Annotated in this window: 20 protein-coding genes; 6 read left to right on the top strand and 14 right to left on the bottom strand. The window is 51.8% G+C overall.

The window, feature by feature from the left end; all coding sequences use genetic code 11:
* Window positions 1-85 precede the first annotated feature (85 nt).
* The 5 genes from deoC to DWZ56_RS21905 form a co-directional block, all read right to left on the bottom strand.
* Window positions 86-769 carry a deoxyribose-phosphate aldolase gene (gene deoC, locus DWZ56_RS21925; protein WP_118558762.1) on the bottom strand — a complete coding sequence of 228 codons (684 nt, stop codon included), beginning with the start codon at window positions 767-769 and terminating at the stop codon, window positions 86-88.
* Window positions 770-789: 20 nt separating this feature from the next.
* Entirely contained in the window at window positions 790-1776 is a 987-nt protein-coding gene (locus DWZ56_RS21920; protein ID WP_118558761.1) for an SMP-30/gluconolactonase/LRE family protein, read from the bottom strand.
* A 36-nt stretch (window positions 1777-1812) separates the two neighbouring features.
* Entirely contained in the window at window positions 1813-2868 is a 1056-nt protein-coding gene (locus DWZ56_RS21915; protein WP_118558760.1) for a zinc-dependent alcohol dehydrogenase, read from the bottom strand.
* A gap of 126 nt (window positions 2869-2994) precedes the next feature.
* Window positions 2995-4077: a M24 family metallopeptidase gene (locus DWZ56_RS21910; RefSeq protein WP_158584689.1), complete on the bottom strand. Its 1083-nt coding sequence runs from the start codon at window positions 4075-4077 to the stop codon at window positions 2995-2997.
* 51 nt (window positions 4078-4128) lie between these two features.
* On the bottom strand, window positions 4129-5085 hold the full coding sequence (locus DWZ56_RS21905) for a glycoside hydrolase family 88 protein (RefSeq protein ID WP_243095425.1): 957 nt from the start codon (window positions 5083-5085) through the stop codon (window positions 4129-4131).
* A 223-nt stretch (window positions 5086-5308) separates the two neighbouring features.
* Between DWZ56_RS21905 and DWZ56_RS21900 the strand changes: the two genes are divergently transcribed.
* Entirely contained in the window at window positions 5309-6058 is a 750-nt protein-coding gene (locus tag DWZ56_RS21900; RefSeq protein WP_118558758.1) for a GntR family transcriptional regulator, read from the top strand.
* 54 nt (window positions 6059-6112) lie between these two features.
* Window positions 6113-7633, top strand: coding sequence for a xylulokinase (gene xylB / locus DWZ56_RS21895; protein ID WP_118558757.1), 1521 nt, complete (start codon window positions 6113-6115; stop codon window positions 7631-7633).
* 59 nt (window positions 7634-7692) lie between these two features.
* Here the strand turns inward: xylB and DWZ56_RS21890 are convergent, their stop codons facing one another.
* Together DWZ56_RS21890 and DWZ56_RS21885 are read right to left on the bottom strand one after the other, a co-directional pair.
* A complete protein-coding gene (locus DWZ56_RS21890; protein ID WP_118558756.1) occupies window positions 7693-7986 on the bottom strand; it encodes a TIGR04076 family protein in 294 nt (97 codons plus the stop codon).
* Window positions 7987-8049: 63 nt separating this feature from the next.
* On the bottom strand, window positions 8050-10473 hold the full coding sequence (locus DWZ56_RS21885; RefSeq protein WP_118558755.1) for a rhamnogalacturonan lyase family protein: 2424 nt from the start codon (window positions 10471-10473) through the stop codon (window positions 8050-8052).
* Window positions 10474-10656: 183 nt separating this feature from the next.
* Here DWZ56_RS21885 and DWZ56_RS21880 point away from each other — a divergent pair, with 183 nt between their 5' ends.
* Window positions 10657-11859: a class I SAM-dependent rRNA methyltransferase gene (locus DWZ56_RS21880; RefSeq protein ID WP_118558754.1), complete on the top strand. Its 1203-nt coding sequence runs from the start codon at window positions 10657-10659 to the stop codon at window positions 11857-11859.
* Between the two features lie 7 nt (window positions 11860-11866).
* Here DWZ56_RS21880 and DWZ56_RS21875 read toward each other — a convergent pair whose 3' ends face one another.
* The 4 genes from DWZ56_RS21875 to DWZ56_RS21860 all read right to left on the bottom strand — a co-directional run bounded on the left by DWZ56_RS21875 (window position 11867) and on the right by DWZ56_RS21860 (window position 14407).
* Window positions 11867-12280, bottom strand: a complete 414-nt coding sequence (locus DWZ56_RS21875; protein WP_118558753.1) for a DUF3021 family protein — start codon at window positions 12278-12280, stop codon at window positions 11867-11869.
* An 88-nt stretch (window positions 12281-12368) separates the two neighbouring features.
* Entirely contained in the window at window positions 12369-12809 is a 441-nt protein-coding gene (locus DWZ56_RS21870) for a LytTR family DNA-binding domain-containing protein (RefSeq protein WP_118558752.1), read from the bottom strand.
* Window positions 12810-13007: 198 nt separating this feature from the next.
* Window positions 13008-13682 (bottom strand): HAD family hydrolase, encoded by a 675-nt coding sequence (locus DWZ56_RS21865; protein WP_118558751.1) that lies wholly within the window; start codon window positions 13680-13682, stop codon window positions 13008-13010.
* 38 nt (window positions 13683-13720) lie between these two features.
* Window positions 13721-14407 carry a YggS family pyridoxal phosphate-dependent enzyme gene (locus DWZ56_RS21860; protein ID WP_118558750.1) on the bottom strand — a complete coding sequence of 229 codons (687 nt, stop codon included), beginning with the start codon at window positions 14405-14407 and terminating at the stop codon, window positions 13721-13723.
* Between the two features lie 115 nt (window positions 14408-14522).
* Between DWZ56_RS21860 and DWZ56_RS21855 the strand changes: the two genes are divergently transcribed.
* The 3 genes from DWZ56_RS21855 (at window position 14523) to DWZ56_RS21845 (ending at window position 17019) form a co-directional block, all read left to right on the top strand.
* Window positions 14523-15896: an MATE family efflux transporter gene (locus DWZ56_RS21855; protein WP_118558749.1), complete on the top strand. Its 1374-nt coding sequence runs from the start codon at window positions 14523-14525 to the stop codon at window positions 15894-15896.
* 139 nt (window positions 15897-16035) lie between these two features.
* Window positions 16036-16614: a DUF1062 domain-containing protein gene (locus tag DWZ56_RS21850; protein WP_118558748.1), complete on the top strand. Its 579-nt coding sequence runs from the start codon at window positions 16036-16038 to the stop codon at window positions 16612-16614.
* Between the two features lie 123 nt (window positions 16615-16737).
* Window positions 16738-17019, top strand: a complete 282-nt coding sequence (locus DWZ56_RS21845) for a CD3324 family protein (RefSeq protein WP_118558747.1) — start codon at window positions 16738-16740, stop codon at window positions 17017-17019.
* 89 nt (window positions 17020-17108) lie between these two features.
* On the opposite strand, the gene DWZ56_RS21840 is transcribed toward DWZ56_RS21845, so the two are convergent.
* From DWZ56_RS21840 to DWZ56_RS21830, 3 genes are read right to left on the bottom strand one after another with little or no spacing between them, the layout of a single operon-like run.
* Window positions 17109-18164 (bottom strand): LacI family DNA-binding transcriptional regulator, encoded by a 1056-nt coding sequence (locus DWZ56_RS21840; RefSeq protein ID WP_118558746.1) that lies wholly within the window; start codon window positions 18162-18164, stop codon window positions 17109-17111.
* A gap of 59 nt (window positions 18165-18223) precedes the next feature.
* Entirely contained in the window at window positions 18224-20569 is a 2346-nt protein-coding gene (locus tag DWZ56_RS21835; RefSeq protein ID WP_147369462.1) for a hypothetical protein, read from the bottom strand.
* On the bottom strand, window positions 20515-22959 hold the full coding sequence (locus DWZ56_RS21830; protein WP_118558744.1) for a hypothetical protein: 2445 nt from the start codon (window positions 22957-22959) through the stop codon (window positions 20515-20517). The genes DWZ56_RS21835 and DWZ56_RS21830 overlap by 55 nt, the downstream gene beginning before the upstream one ends.
* Window positions 22960-23176 lie beyond the last annotated feature (217 nt).

The following is a 23176-nucleotide window of genomic DNA, read 5'->3' as shown; positions in this document are numbered from 1 at the left end:
TAAAGTGCGTAAGTTTGGTTACCGGTAACTTACACACTTTATTTTACACTCCCACGGCAACTGTAAATAGCAACAATCATATTTATTACAGGCTTTTCTTAAGCTCTTCCACGATCGCCACGCTGGCTGTGGAACCGATCCTCGAAACGCCCAGATCGATCATCTTAAGCGCGGTTTCCAGGTTACGGATACCGCCGGCAGCCTTTACCTTCACGTGATCGCCCACGATCCTTTTCATCAGGGCCACATCCTCAAAGGTTGCCCCTCCGGTGCCGAAGCCTGTGGAGGTCTTGATATAATCCGGCCGTACATTTAACGCGATGCGGCACATCTCCTCTTTTTCCGGATCCGTCAGATAGCAGTTTTCGAAAATCACCTTGGAAATCACATTGCTTTCCCTGCAGATCTGCACGATCTTTGCCATTTCTTCTTCAATATAGGAATAATTTTTCTCCTTCAGCTCCGTGATGTTGATCACATAGTCGATCTCATCCGCACCGTTAGCGATGGCCGTTTGTGTTTCATTGCATTTGTCTTCCACAGTGGTCTGCCCCAGAGGGAATCCGACCGCTGCGCCCACATGCACTTCACTGCCTTTAAGCAGCCTGCAGCAACGCACCACCTGGGCCGGATTGATGGCCACCATCGCAAATCCGTAATCCATGCTCTCTTTACAGAGCTTTACAAAATCCTCATGCACCGCATAGGCGCGAAGCTGAGTGTGGTCAAAATAAGCTGCCAGTTCCTTCGGTGTGATCTGTACTCCCATAATTATTTATTCTCCCTTCTTTATAAATCCAGCGCAACCAGTGTCGCCGGCATCTCATGTTTCTGATTCACCTTATCCGGGCCTGTCACCAGATCGAAGCAGGATGCGATGATCCGCCCGTTCCATACGATGGGCTCGCCGGGCTGGTCCAGGCCGCCGTCCACGCCGGTGCAGTCCGGGCTCTGGGCGATCCGCTCCACAGTGCCGTCCTTTTTCACCCTGGCGATGGCATTGGCGGAAAAATCCGCTATATAAAGGTTTCCCTCTTCGTCAAAAATCATTCCGTCGGTGCTCTGAAGCTCCTTCGGGTTCTGTGCGAATACCCTGTTTTCCTTCAGGCTCCCATCCTCATTGAAGGTCAGACGGTATACGGCGCCGTCCCCGAAATTCCCCACATACAGATTTCCTTCTTTGTCAAATACAATGCCGTCCGCGCCGTACTGGCAGTCCGGATTATGGGTGATAAAGGTTGCGAAAATATTGGGGTCCTCCAGCGTGTTGGTAATCTGCACATTTTCTTCATCCAGGCGGAAACGGTAGACGCAGCTCACAAGCTTTCCGTCTTCCCGGTGCACCGGATGCAGGTAGCTCTGCGTAACGTACATATAACCGCCGCGGATGCGGATGCCGTTGGGATGCTCCATGTGCTCGGCCACCACGGCGGATTTTAAGATATTGCCGTCATCGTCCACGGTTATCTTCAGCACCCTTCCCTTAAACAGCAGTTCTTCCCGTTCGCTCCAGCCCTGGTTGTCACACAGGTATACATTCCACTCATCATCAAAGGCGATACCCATATTGCGGGCCACCCCCGTCTCCGGATGCACCGGTACATCGAACCATTTCTTCACATTACCGTCTTTATCAATCTTTACCACGCAGCCGGAAAGGTCGTCCTGGGCATAATTAGGGCAGGACAGAACCAGGTTGCCATACCGGTCAATTGCCATACCGTCCGGCGTGCAGACATAGTCGGGCAGCACGCAGAATAATTTACTCTCTGTCATCTTAATTTTCCTTTCCTTAACAATTAGAATTTACGGTTAATCCTCATAGGAGATTACGATTTTCTTCGTATCCGGCCTTCTCTCTTCAACCAGCCGGAACGCATCCATTATGTTCTCAAACGGTATCACATGGGAGATGAAATCCATGGGATCTAACGCTCCCTGGTTGATCCACGCCATGATCTGGCTGTGAGCCTCTCCCTCTTCTTTTTTGCTGGGCCACTGGACAAATTTCAGATTCCAGTTGTAGGGGGCCGCGGCCCAGCTAAGCTCCATCCCAAGGCGCGGAGAAATCCCATAGCAGCACATGCTACCGTTGTACTTCACAAGCTTTAATCCCTGGTTGATCAGGCTGTTGATGCCTACCGCATCCACCACATAGTCGATTCCGTCCGGAAAAAGCCCTCTGACCTCCTCTTCGATGTCACACCGGGAAGTATCAAAGGCATAATCCGCTCCCAAACGCTTTGCGGCCTCCACCTTATCCGGCATGATATCCGTGGTGATCACCGTCTTCATCCCCAGAAGCTTAGCAAATCTGGTAAAGCACAGCCCCACAGGCCCTGCGCCCAGAATCAGTACATTCTCATTGGGCTGAAAGCCAAATCTGCGGATGGCGCTTAGGACCTCTCTGAAGGTGATGATCATGGACGCGCCCACCGCGTCCACCTTATCCTCCGGCCGGATGACGGTCTGGGCCAGATAGGATTCACTCCACTCGCGGGTGCCGGGTCCCATACCACTGCTGATATACGCATCCGCGTCCCCCACTACCGCGTATTCGGAATAGGCGCCCCATCCGGGAGTCAGGCCGCAGGTCTCCTGCTCCAGAAACGGAAGCAGCACCATGTCTCCCACCTTCAGATGTTTCACCCTGCTGCCGGTTTCCACCACACGGCCCACCCCTTCATGTCCCAGAATCGCCGGGTAGGTGTTAAAATTTTTAAACGATCCGTGAATCAGCTTCATATCGGTCCCGTTGCAGACGCCGCAGCTTAGCGTCTTTACTAATGCCTGGCACTCCCCATATTCCGGCACGGGGATCTCCCGTACCGAAAGCGCGCCGTTCTTATCTACAATCAGTGTTTTCAACGCAGTCCTCCTCATATTTCATGTCTCCAACCGCAGGTTGATGGCATGCGCACACTTCCGTGTGTCTCCTCTTATCCGGTCTTACGCAGGTTTCCTTCACACCTGCGCCGTCTCAACTGTTTGTGTTTAACCCACAACTATCAGTTCTTTATCGCTGTGTGTCATATTGTCAAAACCGTCTTCCGTCACCACGCCCATGTCCTCGATCCTGACGCCGAATCGGCCTTCCAGATAAATGCCCGGTTCCACAGTCATCATCATGCCTGGACGCAGAACCTCAGTACAGATTTCGCTGCACCGGGGATTTTCGTGGATCTCCAGTCCGAGACTGTGGCCGAGGCCGTGGCCGAAGCAGCCGGTATAGCCCTTGCCGTAGATATAATCCCTGGCCGTTTTATCCACCGCCTGGCCGGTAACTCCGGGCTTTATGGCGGCCAGCGCCTTAAGCTGCGCCTGTTTTACATGCTCATACACCTCGCGCTGCTCGTCCGTAACAGATCCCACCGCCACGGTTCTGGTCATATCTGAGCTATAGCCGTCTATTGTTCCTCCGAAATCCATCATGACAAAATCGCCCTTCTGCACCTGTGCGTCACCGCTGCCGCCATGGGGCAGAGAAGTCTTGATGCCGGAGGATGTGATGAAGTTCATGCCGTAGTTCTGTGAACCCAGCTTTACCATATAGGTCCCCAGCTCCATCTTAAGTTCTGATTCCATCCTGCCGGGACGGATCACGTCCAGCATGTGCAGGAACGCCTCATCGCCGATCTTTTGAGCCAGTCGGAAGCAGGAAAGTTCATAGGGATCTTTGATTTTTCTAAGTTCCTCAATCAGAGCGCCCGCGCTTTTATCTGTGCTGAAGCGCTGACCGGTGCAGATCCCTGTCAGCTCCTCATATCTCATCAGAGAAATGCGCTCCCGCTCAATCAGTACCTCCTGTACCCCTCTGCCGGACAAAAACTGTTGTATCCCCACGGTAAAATCCGGACAGAGCATGACCTCACAGCCCACACATTCTTTTCTGGCCTTTTCAATATATCTGAAATCCACCAGAAAGACCGCATCCTCCGCTGTCACGATCAAAGCACCTGCACTGGTATCCACATAGGTGAGATACCGGCGGTTCACCGCGCTTTCCACAAGAACAGCCTCCACACCTTCCCGCTTCATCACATCCTGAAGCAGGGCGATCCGATTTCTTCTCTCCATAGCATGCCTCTCCTTTTCGCACATCACTGTTTACATATCACACTGCGCACATCACATTTCGCCGCGCTGCAGCTTTTCACAGGCAGACTCCATCAGCAGATAAAACGCGTTGCCTTCCGGCGCGCATCCCGGCCGGTCAAAACGGGGGGCACCGCAGACATCCGTCACCCTGCCGAAGGCATCCACCTTGGATTCAGCCGCATGGCGCATCTTATCCGCTGCCTGCAGATATTCCCGTCCGAGCCAGCCGTCCGCAACGCCCCGATAGATCGTATAGGCGGTCATCTGACCGCAGTTCGTTTCCACAAAGGTATCCGGACGGTCCAGCACATCATGAAACAGCCCGTCTTCCCGCATGCAGCTTAAGACTCCGTCCAGGAGCTCTCTCTCCATGTCGGTCAGCCTGCGCCGCTCACCCTCCATCTCTTCCGGCAGCATGGCGATCACTCTGGCCGTCCCGGCCAGGGCCCATCCGTTGCCCACGCCCCAGAAATCCTTACGCAGAAACTCCCCTGCGCTGTCATCCCACATATGGCTCATCAGATGCTTTTCTTTATTATATAAAAGCTTAAAATAGCCCAGCACCTGCTTCACCGCCTCTTCATATTTACCGGCACAGGCAAGAAACGGAGGCAGCATATACAGGGAATCCACCCACATGGAACATGCGTTGTCCATATGATAGACGATGCCGTCCGCATTTCTGGGAGCCTTATGAAGGGCCCATTCCAGCAGTCCATCAAAAGCTTTCTTTAACTCTTCATCACCGGTGTTTCGATAAGTATACAGAATTCCCTCCCCGTTGGAACAGGGATCCGTAACCGCATGTGTGCCGCCAAAGACCGCGGTCCTGCCGTCCTCCATCCGCCGGTAAGCCGCCTCCTTTGCCATGGCCGCCACAATCCGGTCCTCTTCGCATTCCAAAAATGCCTGCATGGCCACCCCCTGCTCCCAGGGCTGCCGCTGCATACCGAGCAGCGCGATCTTCGCCAATTCCAGTTTATCCAATCCGCTCACCTCTCTTTATCCCTTTGTCACTACATAATGATATAATAAGCTTCCGACAGGTCTTTGTCAATGACATCCGCGTTATATGCATGTTTTTGTCTATATTGCTCTCTATAATCGCTTATCATTATATATGTTGCACATATAATTGTCATTGTACAAATCCGCACGCTATGTTATGATATAGATACATATAGTGACAAAATTCCTGGAGGTACCAAACGTGTTATTCGACCATCCACTAGACAAGACCGTTCCGATTCCCCTTTATTTTCAGCTGAAAGAACGGATACTTGCAGAAATCAAAAACGGCAGTTATCCGCCCGGGAGCATCATTCCTACGGAAGCAGAAATCTGTCAGGCCCTTGGCATCAGCAGGACTACCATCCGCCAGGCTATCACAGAGCTGGTCACAGAAGGCTGGCTCTACCGGGTAAAAAGCAAGGGGACATTTGTCTCCGCGCCCAAGATCAACCAGGACTTTATCAAAAAGCTGGAGTCTTTCAACGATCAAATCCAGCGTCTGGGCATGACGCCGCGCACGGAGGTTCTGAAACTGACGGTCACATCCGCCGACAAGCCCGCCGCGGATGCCTTAAGGCTTAAGGAAGGAGCACCGCTCATTCTGCTGCACAGACGGCGTTTTGCCGATGCGGTTCCGCTGGTGGTTCTGGAGACATATCTGCCACAGGACCGATGCGGTTACCTGCTGGACCATGATTTCACTTCCGAATCCCTCTATAAGACGCTTCAGTCCCACAGCGCCGACGATAAGATCCTCTATGTGCAGAGGACCATCGAAGCTGTCTCGGCGGGGGCGACGGACGCCCGAAGCCTACAGGTAAAACCGGGCAGCCCGCTTTTGTATTTCACATCTGTGGGATATGCAAAAAATGGGGTGCCGTTAGAATATTCAAAAGCGAAATACAGAGGAGACCGCAACAAATTCGAAGTGACCGTAGTGCCTGAATGAGCGGAACCGCTGCTTGGATCGTTGCTTTGAAAGAATAAAAAAGGAGAACTGTATATGAAATATTTGCTCGCGCATGATCTCGGCACCTCAGGCGATAAAGCCACGCTGTTTTCCACAGAAGGAAAACTGATGGGAAGTGCCGTACACTCTTATGATACACACTATTTTAACGATACCTGGGTGGAGCAGGACCCGGATGACTGGTGGAACGCGGTATGCGAAAGCACCAGAGGGCTGCTCGCCTCCTGCCACACAGATCCCGCCGATATCGCTGCCGTAAGCTTCAGCGGTCAAATGATGGGCTGCCTCTGCGTGGACAGGGAAGGCCGCCCGCTGCGCCCCTCCATCATCTGGGCGGATCAGAGAGCCAGAAAACAGGCGGCCAGGATAGAGGAGCAGATGACGCAGTGGGACTACTACCGGATCTCCGGCCATCCCAACACAGCTTCCTACGGCATACAGAAACTGATGTGGGTGAAGGAAAACGAACCGGAAATCTATGAACGCACTTATAAGGTATTAAATGCGAAGGACTACATCATCTACCGTCTGACCGGCAATTTCTATACGGAATATTCCGACGGCAACAGCAACGGCTGCTTCGACCTGCAGAGGCTTGCCTGGTCGGAAGAGATCATTGCCTGTGCCGGAGTGGACTATGACAAGCTGCCAAAACTCGTGCCCTCCACCTTCGTGGCCGGCGGCGTCACAAAAGACGCGGCGGCTAAAACCGGACTGTCAGCAGGTACCCCTGTGGTGATGGGGGGAGGCGACGGGGTTGCGGCCAGCGTGGGAGCCGGTTCTGTAAGCCCCGGCAAAACCTACTGCTGCCTGGGTACTTCCGCCTGGGTTATGACCTGCTCCGATCAGCCGGTCTTTGATGAGCAGATGCGGACCGTTACCTGGGCCCATATCGTACCCGGCATGTATGCGCCCAACGGCACCATGCAGTACGCGGGCGGTTCATACAGCTGGCTGAAAAATACGGTCTGCCGGATGGAATGCTATGACGCAAGGCTGGACGGCACTTCCCCCTATGACCACATGAACCGGGAGATTGCCAAGAGCGCGCCGGGGGCGGGCGGGGTGATCTTTCTCCCCTATCTGCTGGGAGAGCGGGCGCCCCGCTGGAATCCGGACGCGAGAGGGACATTTTTCGGCATCCGCGCAGAAACTGCCAGAGAGGATCTCCTGCGAAGCGTCATGGAAGGCATCACCATGAATCTGGATATCATTCTGAAAATACTGCAGAAGACCGCTCCCATCGATGAAATCCTGGTGCTGGGCGGCGGTGCCAGAGGCGCTGTCTGGCAGCAGATCCTGGCGGATATCTTCGGCACCAGAGTCCTGGTTCCTTCCGTGCTGGAAGAGGCCTGTTCCATGGGCGCGGCTGTCACCGCGGGCGTGGGCGCCGGGCTCTATAAAGATTTCAGCGCCATCGACCGGTTCCTGGACATAAACTGCGTGCGGGAGCCCAACGCCGCCAATGCGGAATGCTACCGGAAGAATAAGGAAATCTTTGACGAGCTGTACTATGCTCTGCTGCCGGTATTTAAGAAATGCCAGAAGGTGTGATAAATTTAAAGCGCACCACGCAAAAAGCCAGGCGACATCAATCACCTGGCTTTTTTACTTCACTGGACGCCATCCAAATGCCTCGCAGTTAAGCGAAATTCTATGGCACCGTCCGCACAGGGAAAATCAATCTCCCAGTCTCTGTCACTGCCCCGCAGCCTATAATTGCCACCGCAGCGCGCTATTTCACACAGCGTATGCAAAACAGGCATTGTCTTCGGACAGAATCCGTCCGGGCAGGCATAGGTACACATAAACCGGTCACCCGTTTCAAATCCCATCCTGCACTGATCAAACTGCCCCTTTGTGACCGTGATTTCAAATTCCCAGTCTTCCTTTATCCATTTCTTCATGTGGTCCCCTAAAACAAATTATCCATTGTCATTACGCAGTCTTATTCCAATCCGCTCTTTCTGTCACAGCAGCGCCGGCAGCACATAAGCCCAATCCATATCGCTGGCATAATAGAATTTCGTATATCCGGGTTGGTTATAGCAGTTGTTCTGCCATGCCACCGAAGTTCTGTACTGGGTATCGTGCATCAGCGTAAACAGCTTGTGCGCCGTGATTTCCGTATTGGTAAAAATGCGGATGGCGGAGCTGTCGGTCTTGCGCAGACATATCTCCTCCCGGAAATCTCCGAACAGATCCGCTACCAGGCAGGGATTTCCTTTGGTGCTGTTGTTGGTGGTCACGCCCTCCGGATCCAGCATCACCCCATGGGTGAGGTCGGAGATCTGCCCGTTATACTCTTCATACCGGTGCCCGCTGTCAATGATTTGTGTGCTCATATCCGCGGCCCAGCGGATGGACTGGTTCGTTCCCAGGAGCGGAAGATCCAGCACCTGGCCCGTGCAGGAATACATTTTATCCACCCATACCTGCAGCCCCCTCGTGCTAGGATCCACATCTCCGACCATACAGCGGCCCAGATCCTTAAAGCCCGGCTCGCCAAAGATCACCTCACCGGTTCCCGCATCCCTAAGCGCATAGCCGTAAGGCGCCCGCGTCCCATTTTCATACACACTGAAGGTCTGCAGCCCCGGGCGGTCCGGATCGATCTTCCCGGTGTGCATGGCGTCGCCATGCCCGAATTTCGTATATGTGCCATCGGGCAGATAGCCGTACAGGCTGTAGAGCACACTTCCGTCATGGTCAATCACAGCCGCGCCGTATATGATCTCCTGGCAGCCGTCTCCGTCCACATCCGCCGTTGCCAGGCTGTGGTTTCCCTGACCGCAGAGTATGCCGTATACAGGATCTGTTCCCTTCCTGCTGTGGGGATCGTCAGTAAACGGGTTGCTCATCGGCATAAAACCGGAATCAATCTTAAAATACTCCTGGAAATGCCCCTCCGCAAACCGGTAGGCCGCGATGCAGGTTCTCGTATAATAGCCGCGGCAAGCCAGAAGATAGGGATGCTCCCCGTCCAGATAGGCCACCCCTGTGAGGAAACGGTCCACGCGGTTACAGGGCTCGATCCTTCTTGTAGCGTAATCCCCCCACATCAGTCCGTCGTCCACCCTGTCATGGGGATAGCGTACGGTCTCCAGTTCATGCCCATCTCCGGAAAACATGGTCAGATACTCGGGGCTGTCATATACAAAACCCTCAAAATTATCCAGCTGGTTTTTCGGGCTGCGGGAAGGTGCAAATTCATGGATGAAATAATCCGCAAGAGCCTCCGCATCCTTCTTAGAAAGAGGATAGGAATATTCCGGTTCTCTGTTAAAGCACTCTTCCAATGTAGCGGGCCAATGGCCTGCCCTCACCTCCGGATGCATGTGCCATGACCGGAAAAGCTTCGCCAGATGTGCGCGGTAGCCCTCTGCGCTGCAGACAAAATTGTCCTCATGGCTGATTCCCTTCTTCACATCCTCTTCAGGCAGTGTGATATATTCGGAGGACAGCACCGTACCGTCTTCACGATAATGGGTGATCCTGGTTCCCGGCGCGGTCTTTACCGCCATCTCCGCCCTGCCGTCACCGTCGAAATCATAGACCATAAACTGCGTGTAATGGCTGCCGGCACGGACATTTTTCCCCAGTTCCAGCCGCCACAAAAGCCTGCCGTTCAGCTTATAGCAGTCGATGAAGGCCGGGCCTGTATAGCCTTTATGGGAAACATCCTTCGCATTGCTCGGATCCCATTTCACATAGTATTCGTATTCTCCGTCCCCGTCCGCGTCACCCACGCTCATGTCCCCGGCGTTATACTCATAGGCTGTGCCGGCAGGAGTTATGCCTCCTTCCGGACGGCGCAGCGGGATGTCTATGTAGTTCTCCCCGGAAGTCCAGGGCTTCACCGCGTCACAGGGTTCCCCTGCATTGTCTCCGTTTACAGGCGCCACGCTATAGGAATCCTCCATGGTTCCGCCCGCATCCTCATAATTCGTGCTGTCCGTCACTCTGGCGAGCTTTCTGCCGTTTTTGTATACGATGAAATCTGTCCCGCTAAGACCGGTCTGTGTATGGCCGCTCACTTCCTCAAGCATGAGTCTCCAGCTTAAAAAAACGCCCTGCTGCGTTTTCACGGCAATCAGTCCGCGGGAGAGTTTCTCCAGCTGTTCATGAAACACTTTTTTGATCGGAGTGCGGTACGTCTGGGACAGTTCCCCTTCCACACCGTCCTTCACCGCAGATATTTTTATAAAATGGGGAACATGGGCAGACCGGTTCAGTTCATACCGCGGCTCTTTGGTTTCCCCAATAAAGGCATACCGCATCGTCGGATAATCCGCGTCCGCCCAATAGATCCGGTAGCAGTCCGCCGGCCCGCCTTCCCAGGATAAAGTTACTTTGGATTCCGTAACCTCCGTAAAGTTTACATTTGAAATCATGCTGTCTCCTCTCTTCTCATTTCCTCTTTTTCATATATGGATAAGTCCGTTACCATCATAGCACATTTTCAGCGAATGGCAATTCTATAAATGGCGGCATTATTATCAGAATTTTGATATTTCTTGACAGCACAGCCACTTTCACCTAAGATGAATGCAGAACAAGTAAAGGAGATCTGCCTGATGTATTCTGGGACTGTCACACTGAAAAAAGGGGAGGGCCGCACCCTGAAGGTCGGCGGCATGTGGGTATATGACAACGAAATTGCCGGTATCACCGGCAGCTTTCAAAACGGCGATATGGTAAATATTGTGGACTTCGACGGCTATTTTCTCGGATACGGTTTTATAAATACCCGCTCCAAGATTACGGTCCGCCTGATGTCCCGTGACCGCGGTGCGGTCATAGATGACGCTTTTCTGGAAATGCGCGTCCGAAATGCCTGGGAATACCGCAGACAGACCGTGGATACCACCAGCTGCCGCCTGGTCTTTGGGGAAGCAGATTTTCTTCCGGGGCTCGTGATCGATAAATTTTCCGACTGTCTGGTGGTGGAATCCCTGGCTCTGGGAATCGACCGCCTCAAGCTTACCGTCATAGACGCTCTGAAAAAGGTCCTGGCCGAAGACGGCATCCAAATACGCGGAGTCTATGAGCGAAGCGATGCTAAGGTCCGTCTGCAGGAGGGCATGGAAAGATATAAGGGTTTTATCGGAGATCCCTTTGATACTAAGGTGGAGATATTAGAAAACGGCGTCCGCTATCTGGTGGACATCCAGGATGGCCAGAAGACCGGATTTTTCCTGGATCAGAAATACAACCGTGCGGCCATACAGAAACTCTGTCCCGGCAAACGCGTGCTGGACTGCTTCACCCACACCGGATCCTTTGCATTAAACGCCGGGATAGCCGGCGCAGCCGAGGTGCTGGGCGTGGACGCCTCTGAACTCGGTATCGCGCAGGCCCGTGAAAATGCCGCGCTAAACCGCCTGGAGGACCGCGTGAGCTTTTGCTGCGCCGATGTGTTCGAACTGCTGCCGAAGCTGGAGCAGGACGGCGAAACCTATGATGTCGTGATTCTGGATCCCCCCGCTTTCACCAAATCGCGCAGCACAGTGAAAAATGCGGTAAAAGGCTACCGTGAAATCAATCTGCGCGGCATGAAGCTCGTGAAAAACGGCGGATTTCTTGCCACCTGCTCCTGCTCCCACTTCATGGATCCCGAGCTGTTTGCCAAAACCATCCGTGAAGCCGCAAGGAGCGCCCACCGCAGGTTAAGGCAGGTAGAATTTCGCACTCAGGCACCGGACCATCCGATCCTCTGGGCGGCGGATGAATCCTATTATCTGAAGTTTTACATCTTTCAGGTCCTTGAAGAACGCTAAAAACCCATTACCTGCCCAGCTTTTCACGGATGATGCGGTTCAGCTTTTCTTCTTCGCGGCGGTTCATGCTGTGCACACGGTAATTAATGGCGGCAAACACACATGAAAACAGCAGAACCGGCTCCAGAATGCCCGCCGCTCCCGCTTCAAACCATCCAAAGAGGAACCCAAAAAGGAGCATGGCGGCGCATTCCGCAATGTATTTGCCTGCGAGCATTCCGCGGACGCTTCGGAAACTGAAGCGTTCCACAATGAAGTCGACTGCGCAGACCAGCAGAATGCACAGGCCGACTTCCAGGCAGAACCGGCCGAAACCGGCGCCGTCCCGGCCGCGAAGCGCATTGACGGCAGACTGAAACAAAACCAGTATGGTAAAGCTGATACATGCGTTAGGAATATAATACTTTCTGATTGATTCCATAAATTTTCCTCACTTTCCATGTCACCCACCGCAGGTTGATGACCCTCGAACTTTCAGTGTGCTTCCGGTTTTCCCTGACAGCCGGCGTCTACAGCTCACCGACTCTCATCTTGAACTGCTCCAGGTAATTTCTGGTGACCATCAGCCGCTCGCCGTTTTTCATAGTCGCCTCTATCCTGTGATTCAAAAAGGAGCGCAGGCTTTCCAGCAGAGACAGATTCAGTATGCAGTTTTTACTCACCCTCACAAAAGTGCTGCTTTCCAGCTGTTTCTCCAAAAAGGCCAGGGTCTCCCCGCTCTCATATACATTTTGATCGCAGTACAGAAATGTGCGTCCATCCACGGATTCGATGTAGTAGATTTCCTCCAGCGGGACAATATGCCGCGCATCCCCCAGCATTCCTTCCAGTGAAAACGTATACTGCCGGATATATCTGATCAGCTGCTTCAGCCTCTGATCCATGACGGAACAGTTGATCACAATCTCCGTCTCTTTGTTGTCCAGGCATTCATTCACAGTCAGTTTCAACGGCTGCCTCCTATTCGTTATTTGTTTACTGTAAGCTTACATACGTATTATATAAACTGTCCGGCCGCCGCGCAACACGCTTGGGATGAAATGCCCCTTATAGCCTTTAAGATGCCCGGCAGACATGCGCCCCCGGGCGCACCATACAAAACGGCAGGATGCCGGCAGACAGTTCTGTTCTGCCGGCATCCTGCCGATTTATGATTCTTGCAGACCCTCTTTCCACATCCGGTCAAGCAGTTCCTTCACATCCAGCAGCGAATCGCATTTCGCATACAGCATGCTCTCGATTTCCGGTGTGGGTTCCGCCAGATCCGGCACCATCACCGGCAGAAAACCGCCGGCATACGCCGCCCTTATACCGTTGAAGCTGTCTTCGATCACCATGCATTCCGACGGCCTTAAGTGCAGAAACTCCGCCGCTGTCAGAAAGATTTCCGGATCCGGTTTGCACCTTGCCACCATATCTCCACAGATCATGCCGTCAAAGTAACCGCCGATCCCCAGTTCTTCCATGTACCAGTTCACCCTCGGCGTCGCTGTGGCTGTGCCCAGCATGATGCGGCAGCCATGATCCTTCAAATACGCAAGCAGCTCTTGTAGTCCTTCCTTGACCGGTATTCCTTCCTGCTTAAGCCTGGCATCAAACATCTCCCGCTGTCTTGCCCGGACCTGATCGAAGGGAAACTCTGCCCCGAAGTAGGACAGCATGGCCTGCCTGCCCTCTTCTCTGCTGGTTCCACGCAGACGGCATAGGATTTCCTCGCCGATGCAGTAGCCGAACTCCTCCCCCGCCTTTTCCCACAGCACCGCCGATACTCTTTCCGTATCAATCATCGTGCCGTCCATATCAAATATCACCGCTTTTACCATAGTCTTCCTCTCTATTCCGGCGTGCCGCCTTAGATGCTTTAATTTCTGGCGCCGAAAATAGCCGTGCCCACCCGCACCATGGTGGCGCCTTCTTCTATAGCGACCTCAAAATCACCGGTCATGCCCATGGAAAGCTCCTTCATCTGCACATTGGGGATACTAAGCGCCCCGATCTCATCACGCAGCCGTCGCATGGTCCGGAAAGCCTCCCGGTTTTCCTCAGGATCCTCCACAAAAGGCGCTACCGTCATAAGCCCCATGACTCTGACCGCAGGCAGTTTAGCGATCTCCTGCACCAATTCCGCCGCATTCTCCGGGGATACGCCGTCTTTGCTCTCCTCATTGCCGATATTGACCTCCACCAGCACCGGGACTTCACTCACCTGGTGCTTGTCCGCTTCCTTCTGGATCTCCTGCGCCAGACGCAGTGAATCCACCGAATGGATCATACAGACCCTGCCTATGATATATTTCACTTTATTTCTCTGCAGATGGCCGATCAGGTGCCAGTTCAGCTTCTCCGGTATCTGCTCCGTCTTATCGCACAGCTCCTGCACTTTATTCTCTCCGAAATCCACGATCCCGGTCTCCATCACCTCTCGGATCATGGATACCGGCTTAGTCTTGCTGACTGCGATTAAGGTCACATCCAATGGGCTGCGCCCCGCCCGCCTGCAGGCATTTTCCACCCGCGCTTCCACTTTCTTCAGATTTTCCTTAATCATAATACCTGTCCCCTTTCTGTCGAGTATCACTGTTATTTTTCATCTTATTTTAGCATAATTAAACTGTTTATGCTATAATGGAACATACACTTTATGAAGAAACGGAGCAAAATACATGAACGAAAAAATAACTTCCAATCCGCTTGGTACTGAGCCGGTGCAGAAACTTCTGCGGCAGTTTGCGGTTCCCAGCATTATCGCGATGCTGGTCAGCGCGCTTTATAATATCGTAGACCAGTTTTTTATCGGCAGAAGTGTGGGAGAACTGGGCAATGCGGCCACAAACATCTCCTTTCCTCTGTCCATCTCCTGCATCGCTATCGCCCTGCTGTTTGGCATCGGCGGCGCCTCAGCCTTCAATCTGACCATGGGACGGGGAGAGAAGGACGATGCCGTTTACTTCGCAGGAAACGCCTCCGTCATGCTGTTTGGCTGCGGCGTTTTGCTCTGCATTTTTACTCAGCTGTTTCTGGATCCGATGCTTATTGCTTTCGGGACACCGGATAACGTCATGGGATATGCCAGAACCTATACCAGAATCACCGCCTTTGGCTTCCCCTTTCTGATTCTCACTGCAGGCGGCGGACATCTGATCCGTGCCGACGGAAATCCGAAATTCTCGATGGTCTGCAATCTGACCGGCGCCGTTATCAACACCGTACTGGACGCGCTGTTTGTATTTGGCTTTCAATGGGGCATGGCCGGCGCAGCTGCCGCCACGATCATCGGACAGATCATTTCCGGCTTTATGACCTTCCACTATCTCTGCCATTTCCGTACAGCCGCGATTCACAGAGAGCATCTGAAAATCCGCGGCAGATATATCGGCAGGATCGCCTCCTTAGGAGCCGCGCCCTGCAGCAACCAGCTGGCCATGATGATCGTACAGATCGTCATGAATAAATCCCTGACGCATTACGGCGCGCTATCCGTATATGGCGAAGCGATTCCGCTGGCCTGCGCAGGCATCATCATCAAGGTAAATCAGGTATTCTTCTCCTTTGTCATCGGTATCTCCCAGGGCCTGCAGCCCATCGTCAGCTTTAACTATGGCGCGAGCAGATTTGCCCGGGTGAAAGAGGCTTACCGCAAGGCCATATTTTCCGGTTTTCTCATATCCCTGGCGGCCTTTTTGATGTTTCAGCTTCTGCCCAGACAGATCATATCCCTGTTCGGCAACGGTTCTGAGGAATATTTCCGATTTGCAGAAAGCTATTTCCGTATCTTTCTGCTGTTTACCTTCCTCAACTTCCTGCAGCCGATTACGTCCAATTTTTTTACGGCCATTGGAAAGCCGATGAAGGGTATCTTTCTCTCACTGACCCGGCAGATTTTGTTTCTGCTCCCGCTGATCATCATTCTGCCGCTGTTTATAGGCATTGACGGCATCCTCTACGCCGGCCCCATCGCCGACCTGACTGCAGCTCTGATTTCTGCCCTGATGATCGTAAGAGAGCTTAAGATTTCGCATTATCATACAAATTCCTGATCACAGACCACCTCATATTCTTTTGAAAATGAGTATGAGGTTTTCTATTTACGCTATCTGTGCTATTCTTATAATGCGTAAGCCGTACCGTTTCTAAACATGTGAAACAATCAAATACACGATTAGGAACGGTGCGAACATGAATATAGAAACGGTCACTTGGCGGCTGATCCCGTGCGGGCTGCCGGCGGTAATCCGCCACTGCCCGCACTGCGGCACTTCCGCCCGCTATGAATGCAGCCATGCATTCCGAATTAACGCAAACCAGAATCTGCTGGATGTCTGGCTGATTTACCTGTGTCAAGACTGCGGACATACCTGGAACATGGATATTCTAAGCAGAGTGGAGGCCCGCAGTATAAACAAAAACTTATATCAGAAATTCTGTGAAAACAGTGAAGAACTTGTAAAGGAGTATGTGTTCTCAACAGATGTCTACAGAATAAACCGTGTCGCAGCGGATTATAAAGGGATCGCTCCTGTGCTTTCAGGCCCTGATTTATGCCTGGAAACACTACAGCATCCGATAGCTGTCACGATCACCAGTGAGTTTAAGATTGAATGCCGCCTGGAAGGAATGGTAAGCCGAAAGCTCGGCATTTCCAGAGGACAGTTAAAAAGACTGTGCACACAGGGCATCATTGAAACGGGCAGAAAAGCCACTGGAAGATTTTTATATAAAGACAATTTTTCCTTTACAGTATACCCGCAGATCTGAAGCAGGAAAGGAGCATTATTATGACTACAAGATCCGTTATCCGTGCGTAGCAAAGGCTATCGCATGAAAATAAAGAGATTAGCCTTTGTGAATCCTTGCACTAAAATAATGAGGAGACGCAAAATGAGCTATATAAAGGCAGAGAAGCTTCTGCCCAAAGAATTGGTAGAACAGATACAAAAATATGCGGACGGTGTCTGCATCTATATTCCCCGCAAGGAGGAAAACCGCCGCAGCTGGGGCGACAACACCGGCTTTAAGAAAGATATCCGGCAGAGAAATGCCGAAATCTACCGCTCCTTTTTGAAAGGGAAAACCGCCGAAGATCTGGCGAAGGAATACTACCTCTCAATCAAGAGCATACACAGAGTTTTGCTGCAGGAAAAGCGGAAGCTGCCGGATTAATCGGGCAGCTTCTTTTTCATTACATAGGGCTGTGAAAAAAAGGAGTTGATCTAATTCTATTTTTCCACAGCCCCTTTCTTGTTCCTCTTTCAGACAGAACGGCCCAGCAGCAGGTTTTCGCAGGTTCCTAAGGTTCCCCGCATGATGAACTCCACAGGGAGCTCAATGTGCTGCCCTTTGCCTTTTCCTTCAATCAGCTGTATCAGTGTGTCAACACAGGTCGATGCGATCTTGGCAAAATCGCACCGCATCGTCGTCAGGCCCGGGGTCAGATACCTCGATATGGATATATCGTCAAAACCGATCACGGAAATATCTTCCGGAATCCTGTAATTTAATGATTTTAATGCGCGCATCGCCCCGATTGCCATGATATCGTTGGCGGCAAATATCCCGGTAGCTTTCGGCGTGCCCTGTCTGCTGTAGATCGAATATATCTGGCTGTATGCTTTTTCTTCACTGAAATCTCCGTCCAATATGGTGAGAGAACTGATTCGGTCCTCATACCGGCGGAGTGCATCCTGCACACCGTCCTGTCTTCTCATCGCGGGCAAACGCGGACGCTTGCAGCCCAGATAGATGATATCCCTGTGTCCGAATTCCACCAGCTTTTCTATCGCCGCAAATGCCCAGTTCTGATCATCCATATTTACCACCGAAACGTTGTCAAATTTTGTATCCATCTCCTGATTGACGAGCACCAGCGGATAACCGCGCCCGGCAAGCCTTTTTATGGCCTCGCTGCCTGTCTCATAACCGAGCAGTATCGCGCCGCGCACCAGCCTGGCGCTGAAGAACCGCTCGATCGTCTTTATATCTTTTGCGGAATTTGTCAGGGATACCAGCGTTTTATAATCGGATTTCTGCGCTTTGTCCACCACCAGATGAATCATTTCCGTAGCGAAGTGAGAGGATATTTCTCCGGCGCCGGCATTTTCTTCCGAATAAGTGGAAAAGAAGCCGAGAATCTGTTCTTCCTTCCCCACAAGGCTGCGCGCCTGACTGTTCGGCTCAAAATTATACATTTCAATATACTTGCGGATTTTTTCCTCCATTTTCGGAGATACTCCGCCCGCACCGTTAATCACCTTTGACAGTGTAACTCTTGAAACGCCTATAATCTCGGCCAATTCCTTTGTTGTCATACAATAATACCCCTTTCTTCCTCCGATTATATTTCCAATCGCGGCTTACTTTCCTACTATTATAACAGGTGTAAATTTTCCAGTCCAGCCCAGTTTTCTTCAGATTCCCTGGCTTTCCATGGTTCTGCCATCACAGCCTCCGCCGTATGGCGGAATTCTCCGCTATTTTCCATCTTCTCAACAGCCACACGCCACACGTTGTGCTGTCCTTTTGAGATTACTTCAAAATATTTAAGCGGACCCTCTTTGGTTATCGCAATGCCGTTTTGTGCATACAAGCAAACACAGATATCCTGCTTGCGCATAAACAGCCATTCCCCGCACTGCACCCATTCATCAAACTGTGCAAGCGGGCAGTAGGCATGGGTATACCCCACCTCCTGATCCAAGAGATCGTATATAATAACCGCACGGTTCCTGTACTGCAATACATTGGGCAGCGTGCCGTTCCCCGCAAAATAGCCAGGCCTCCCCTCCCCGAAGTAAACAGCCTCTCCGGGGTGGTTGATCCAGATCTGTGTATCGCAGTCCTTTATCATCAGCTGAAACACATGTTCCTGCAGTCCGGGCTTACCGGGACGGTAGTTTTGTGCGCTGGCCATCACGTAATCCGGCGCCTTATAACTGTACAGCCTGACTCCCGTCTCCCCCTGTATGGATGTGTTTACCGCACCCTCTTTAGGAGAACGGTACAGTGACAGGATCCGCTCACCGGGCATGTAATCTGACAAGGCCATGAGCACCGTTGAAAAACAGTGCTGGTTCAGCCAGCCCTCGCCGCTGACAATAAAGTTGAGCGCCGATGCCTCACCTGTGCGCCTGCCAATCAGATTTTTAAAATAGATGCGCCCGTAGCTGGCCGCGACAATACCGCGAAAACTGTTGACCGCAAGGATCTCAAAGGTTTTATCCAGCGCCGCTTTCGCATACCGCTTAATCTCCGGGTCGGATGCCAGTTCAAACAGCGCAGTCATGCCGATTATGTCAATCGGAATATAGACTGCAGAATTCCACTCGGTGAATCCGTGCTCCAAAAAGTTGTCGAACCACTTTTGCAGCAGTCCTTTGGCTTTTTTCACGTGCTCTTCTCCCGTCATGCCGCTGTAGGAAAACTGCCGCTCCGGAAACATCTCCCCGGCCAAAAGCTCGCAGGCATGAAAGCAAAGGGCATGATTTTCACTGAAAAACCACATCACATCGTTTCCCGGTTCATCAAACCAGTAACGGTAATTTAAAATGGTTTCACGAAGCTTCTCCTTTATCCTGCCCGGCACCTTGCCGCTGCGCAGCGCGTAGAAAAATGCGGGCAGCCTGAAATCACTGCAGTCAAACCGGCTGTCAGCCCGTATAATTTCTTCTTCCATGATCCGGCCCGCCTGCTCTGTATCCGTCCCTGTTTCATACATGGCAAGGGCCTTCTGGAAATTCGACACCCCGTATCGGGCCAAAAATTCCAGGGCTTTTCTTTTTCTGCGCGCCGGATCGGCATCCCGCGCTTCTTCCATAATGCTCTCATCATAGTATTCGAACTGCAGCGTCCGGCTGACCGTAAGGCCGCAGACATCCACAGACAGCGTAACGGACACCATGCCGGCCTTCCGGTCAATGAGTCCGCCCGCCTGTATGCCGGTCTGTTCCGGCAGCAGCCGTATATGCATGCTTTGCGCAGGCAGCGGGATATGCGCATCCACAAATTGCAGTCTGACGTTTAAGTCTGTCGGCACGGAACACGGATGCCGGAAACGAACGCGTATATCCGGCGTATGATAGTTAAACCGATCCAGATATGCGCCGTCCAGCAGCGCCCGTACCTCTGTGATCCGCTCTCTGTCAATCTCTGCCGGCAGCTGCCCCTTAAGAGGGGTCCGCCCCAGATAACACAGTTTGAAATAAAACTGCGTATCCCGTTCCGCCAGTTCGTTGCATTCGATATAGATGCGGTTTTCCCCCTCCGCAAGGCTTAAGGTGAGGGGCAATGACTGCTCCTGATTTCTCTGATAACCGAATAAACTTCCCTGTAAGTTCCCGTTTACATACAGCTTCACCCCTCCGCAGGATGACAGTTTAAAAGGGTAACTACCCGGCTTGGGTGCAACGATGCAGGTGGCTGCAGCAAAATCAAGCTTTGTCGCCCGCATCCAAAAGCCGGAATACTCCACCTTCTCCCCTTCAAAGGGCATATACAGTTTCTCACAGTCCAGCCACTGCACTGCGCGCTTCTCGAATTCTCCTTCCGCTACAAACTGCATGCGGCTGGGGGAAATAATCTGACTCCATTCTCCGTTTACTTTACACTGCGGTGGGTACGGAGCAGGAATGCCCTCATACAGGATCTCTCTCAAAGGGCTGATCATAAACTGCGTAATCCAAGTTCCTTCGCTGCAGGCATATTCAAAACCTTCCATGTATATCCATCCTCCATAAGAGAAAACTGCATATCACCGTATTCAAAATCCTTATAATACAGCCTGTCACCTTCAATCACAGGCGGATTGGCGGACAGGTACTCCCGAAACGCTTCAAAGCTGCCCGCTTCACGGTCGTCGGATACCTTAATAAACCAGCTGCCGTTTACGCCGTCCGAGATGAACTCAATTCCCTTCAGCGCCTGCCGGTCGCTTAAGCGCAGCCCGTTTTCAGCATAAATCGCTGCAAAAGCCGTCTTGCGCCGGATAAACAGCCACTTTTCCTGCAGCAGAACTTCGTCACAAACACTCCTGTCACAGATTGCGTGGACATAATTTACCTCTGTCCGCTGCAGCAGCTCATCCGGAAAGTTATAGCTCATAACCGCCGTATTATACTGCTGTTCCACCAGCGGCGTAAGGCCGTTACCGTTAAAGTACCCCGGTCTGCGCAGGCCGAAGATCTTGCCCTCTCCGGGATGGTTGATCCAGATGCGGGTCTGTGCATCCGCCAGAAAGATGTTGAGCAGATGCTCCTGGGATCCGAAATATCCTGTGCGGGGCGCCACACAGCTGCCCAGCATATAGTCCTTTTTCTTGCACAGCACCGTCGGCACGCGGAAGGTTCCCTGCTTATCCTTTAACAGCAGCTTCCTGTCCTCTTCCCATCTGGCAATGGCCTCAAGCCGGGCCGGCGGACGGTAATCCGACATGGCGACATACATCGCCGGACTCACATTTGCGTTCAGATAGCCGCATCCCCAGGCGAGCCAGATATCACTGTCACATGACATCGTATGGTTGGCCAGCAGATCCTTGGAATAGGTCCGCCCGTTTGAGGTGCCAAGCACCCCGTCAAAACTGTTCCCGGCATACAGTTCATAGGTATAATCCATAGCCTTTTGCGCCATCCTGCGTATCTCTTCATTTTCGGTTAATTCATATAAAGTGATATAGCTTCTCATATCAACCGCAATATAGCTGGCCGAATACCATTCGTTATACCCATACTCAAACAGCTTTTCAAACCACTCTGCAATCCTTTTTCCTGCCTTTTCGACGTGTTCTTTCCCTGTCAGACCGCTGTTTGAAAAAACTCTGTCCGGATACAGTTCCCCCGCCAGCAGTTCATCCGTATGAAATGCCAGGGCATGGTTCTCACTGAAAAACCACATTGCATCATTTCCGGGTTCATCGAACCAATATCGGAAGCCGAGCACAGTTTTCTCCAGCTGTGCTGCAAATTCCTCCGGAATCCGATCGCGGTACCGTTTTAAAATCCATGCTACTTTAAACATGACAAAATCGGCACAATCCCCCCGGTGCTCTGCCAGATACAACTCGTTTTTCATCGCAGCCTCACAGGCCGCATATCCTTCCCTTCCCGTTGCGAGGCATGCGATGTAGCGGTCCATGCCCGGCCCCGAATGTTCCACCGCAAATTTCAATACTTCTCCGGCACGTTCTTCATACGCAGCAGGCGCTGCGGTGATCATCTTCTCCGGATACACCTCCGCCCACAGCCTGGCCCCCACCTCTAACTGTCCAACCTGTGTATGGATATAAAACTCATGATATCCTATAGGAAGTTCCGACACATCCCCCCATACGATCATAGAGTCCCCCTCATGCATCATCCGTTGTTTATGTATACCGCATACGTCAATATCCAAACACATTTCTTCCGTAAAGGACCGGTCGGAGCAAAATTCAACCGCACCGCTTTGATAGCTTAATTTCTCCATATACAGGGAATTAAGCACACCGTTTACCCTGCACAGTTTATTCGCATCCACCGATACGGGCAGACTTACAGTCAGTCTTTCTCCCAGATTTTTTAATCCAAATTTAAACTGTATATTTCTTTCTCCGTAATCATTGCAGCCAACTACAAGTTCGTTACTGCCTTTACAAAAGTATAAACGGATCTCCCGGTTCTGCTCGATATTGGATTCATACGGATAAAACTCAGCTTCCAGCTTACCGTTTACCCAGACCTTTACCGCGCCGCTGGCAAAGATTCGAAAGTCCCAAAAGCCGTCTTCACAAACTTCGATCTCCGCTTTCGCATAGAAAGTGATATCCGCCGGATAGGACCAGAAGGAAGAGCAGTCCACCCGGTTTGTGTCAAACGGATAATACAGCTGATCCATCACAATTTCCGCCGGATAACCGGCCTTCCGGAAAATCCCCCTCTCAAGGAACTCCTGCTTGGCGGGGGATACCCGCTCTTTTCCGTCCTTATCCTTAACACTGACTCCCGGACGGTATTCGGGAAAAACAGTGGGCTTAGGCTCCGCGTGAAACGGCACTTCCATAACATCGCTTATGAGCCATTTTGAAATAAACTCCTGTGTATTCACAGTATACTTAAATTGAGATTCACACATGGTATTCTCCTTTCCGAGCCCCTACAGAAGTGCAAGCGGCACGAGGGAATTTGTAGATGTAACCAGTTGCATAGTTCTTGTCTCCAATTGTTTTTATACGTGTTAAAATCAGCATTTTATATAAGGCTTTTGCATATACAAAAGCCTTATACTCAAATATTTACAGCTGCTTTTTAACACCTGTTAATTCTTATTTGCATTATAATCGATTGTTCTG

Source organism: Lachnotalea sp. AF33-28 (assembly GCF_003477885.1).
Classification (GTDB): domain Bacteria; phylum Bacillota; class Clostridia; order Lachnospirales; family Lachnospiraceae; genus AF33-28.
This window is presented reverse-complemented; position numbering and strand designations above follow the sequence as displayed.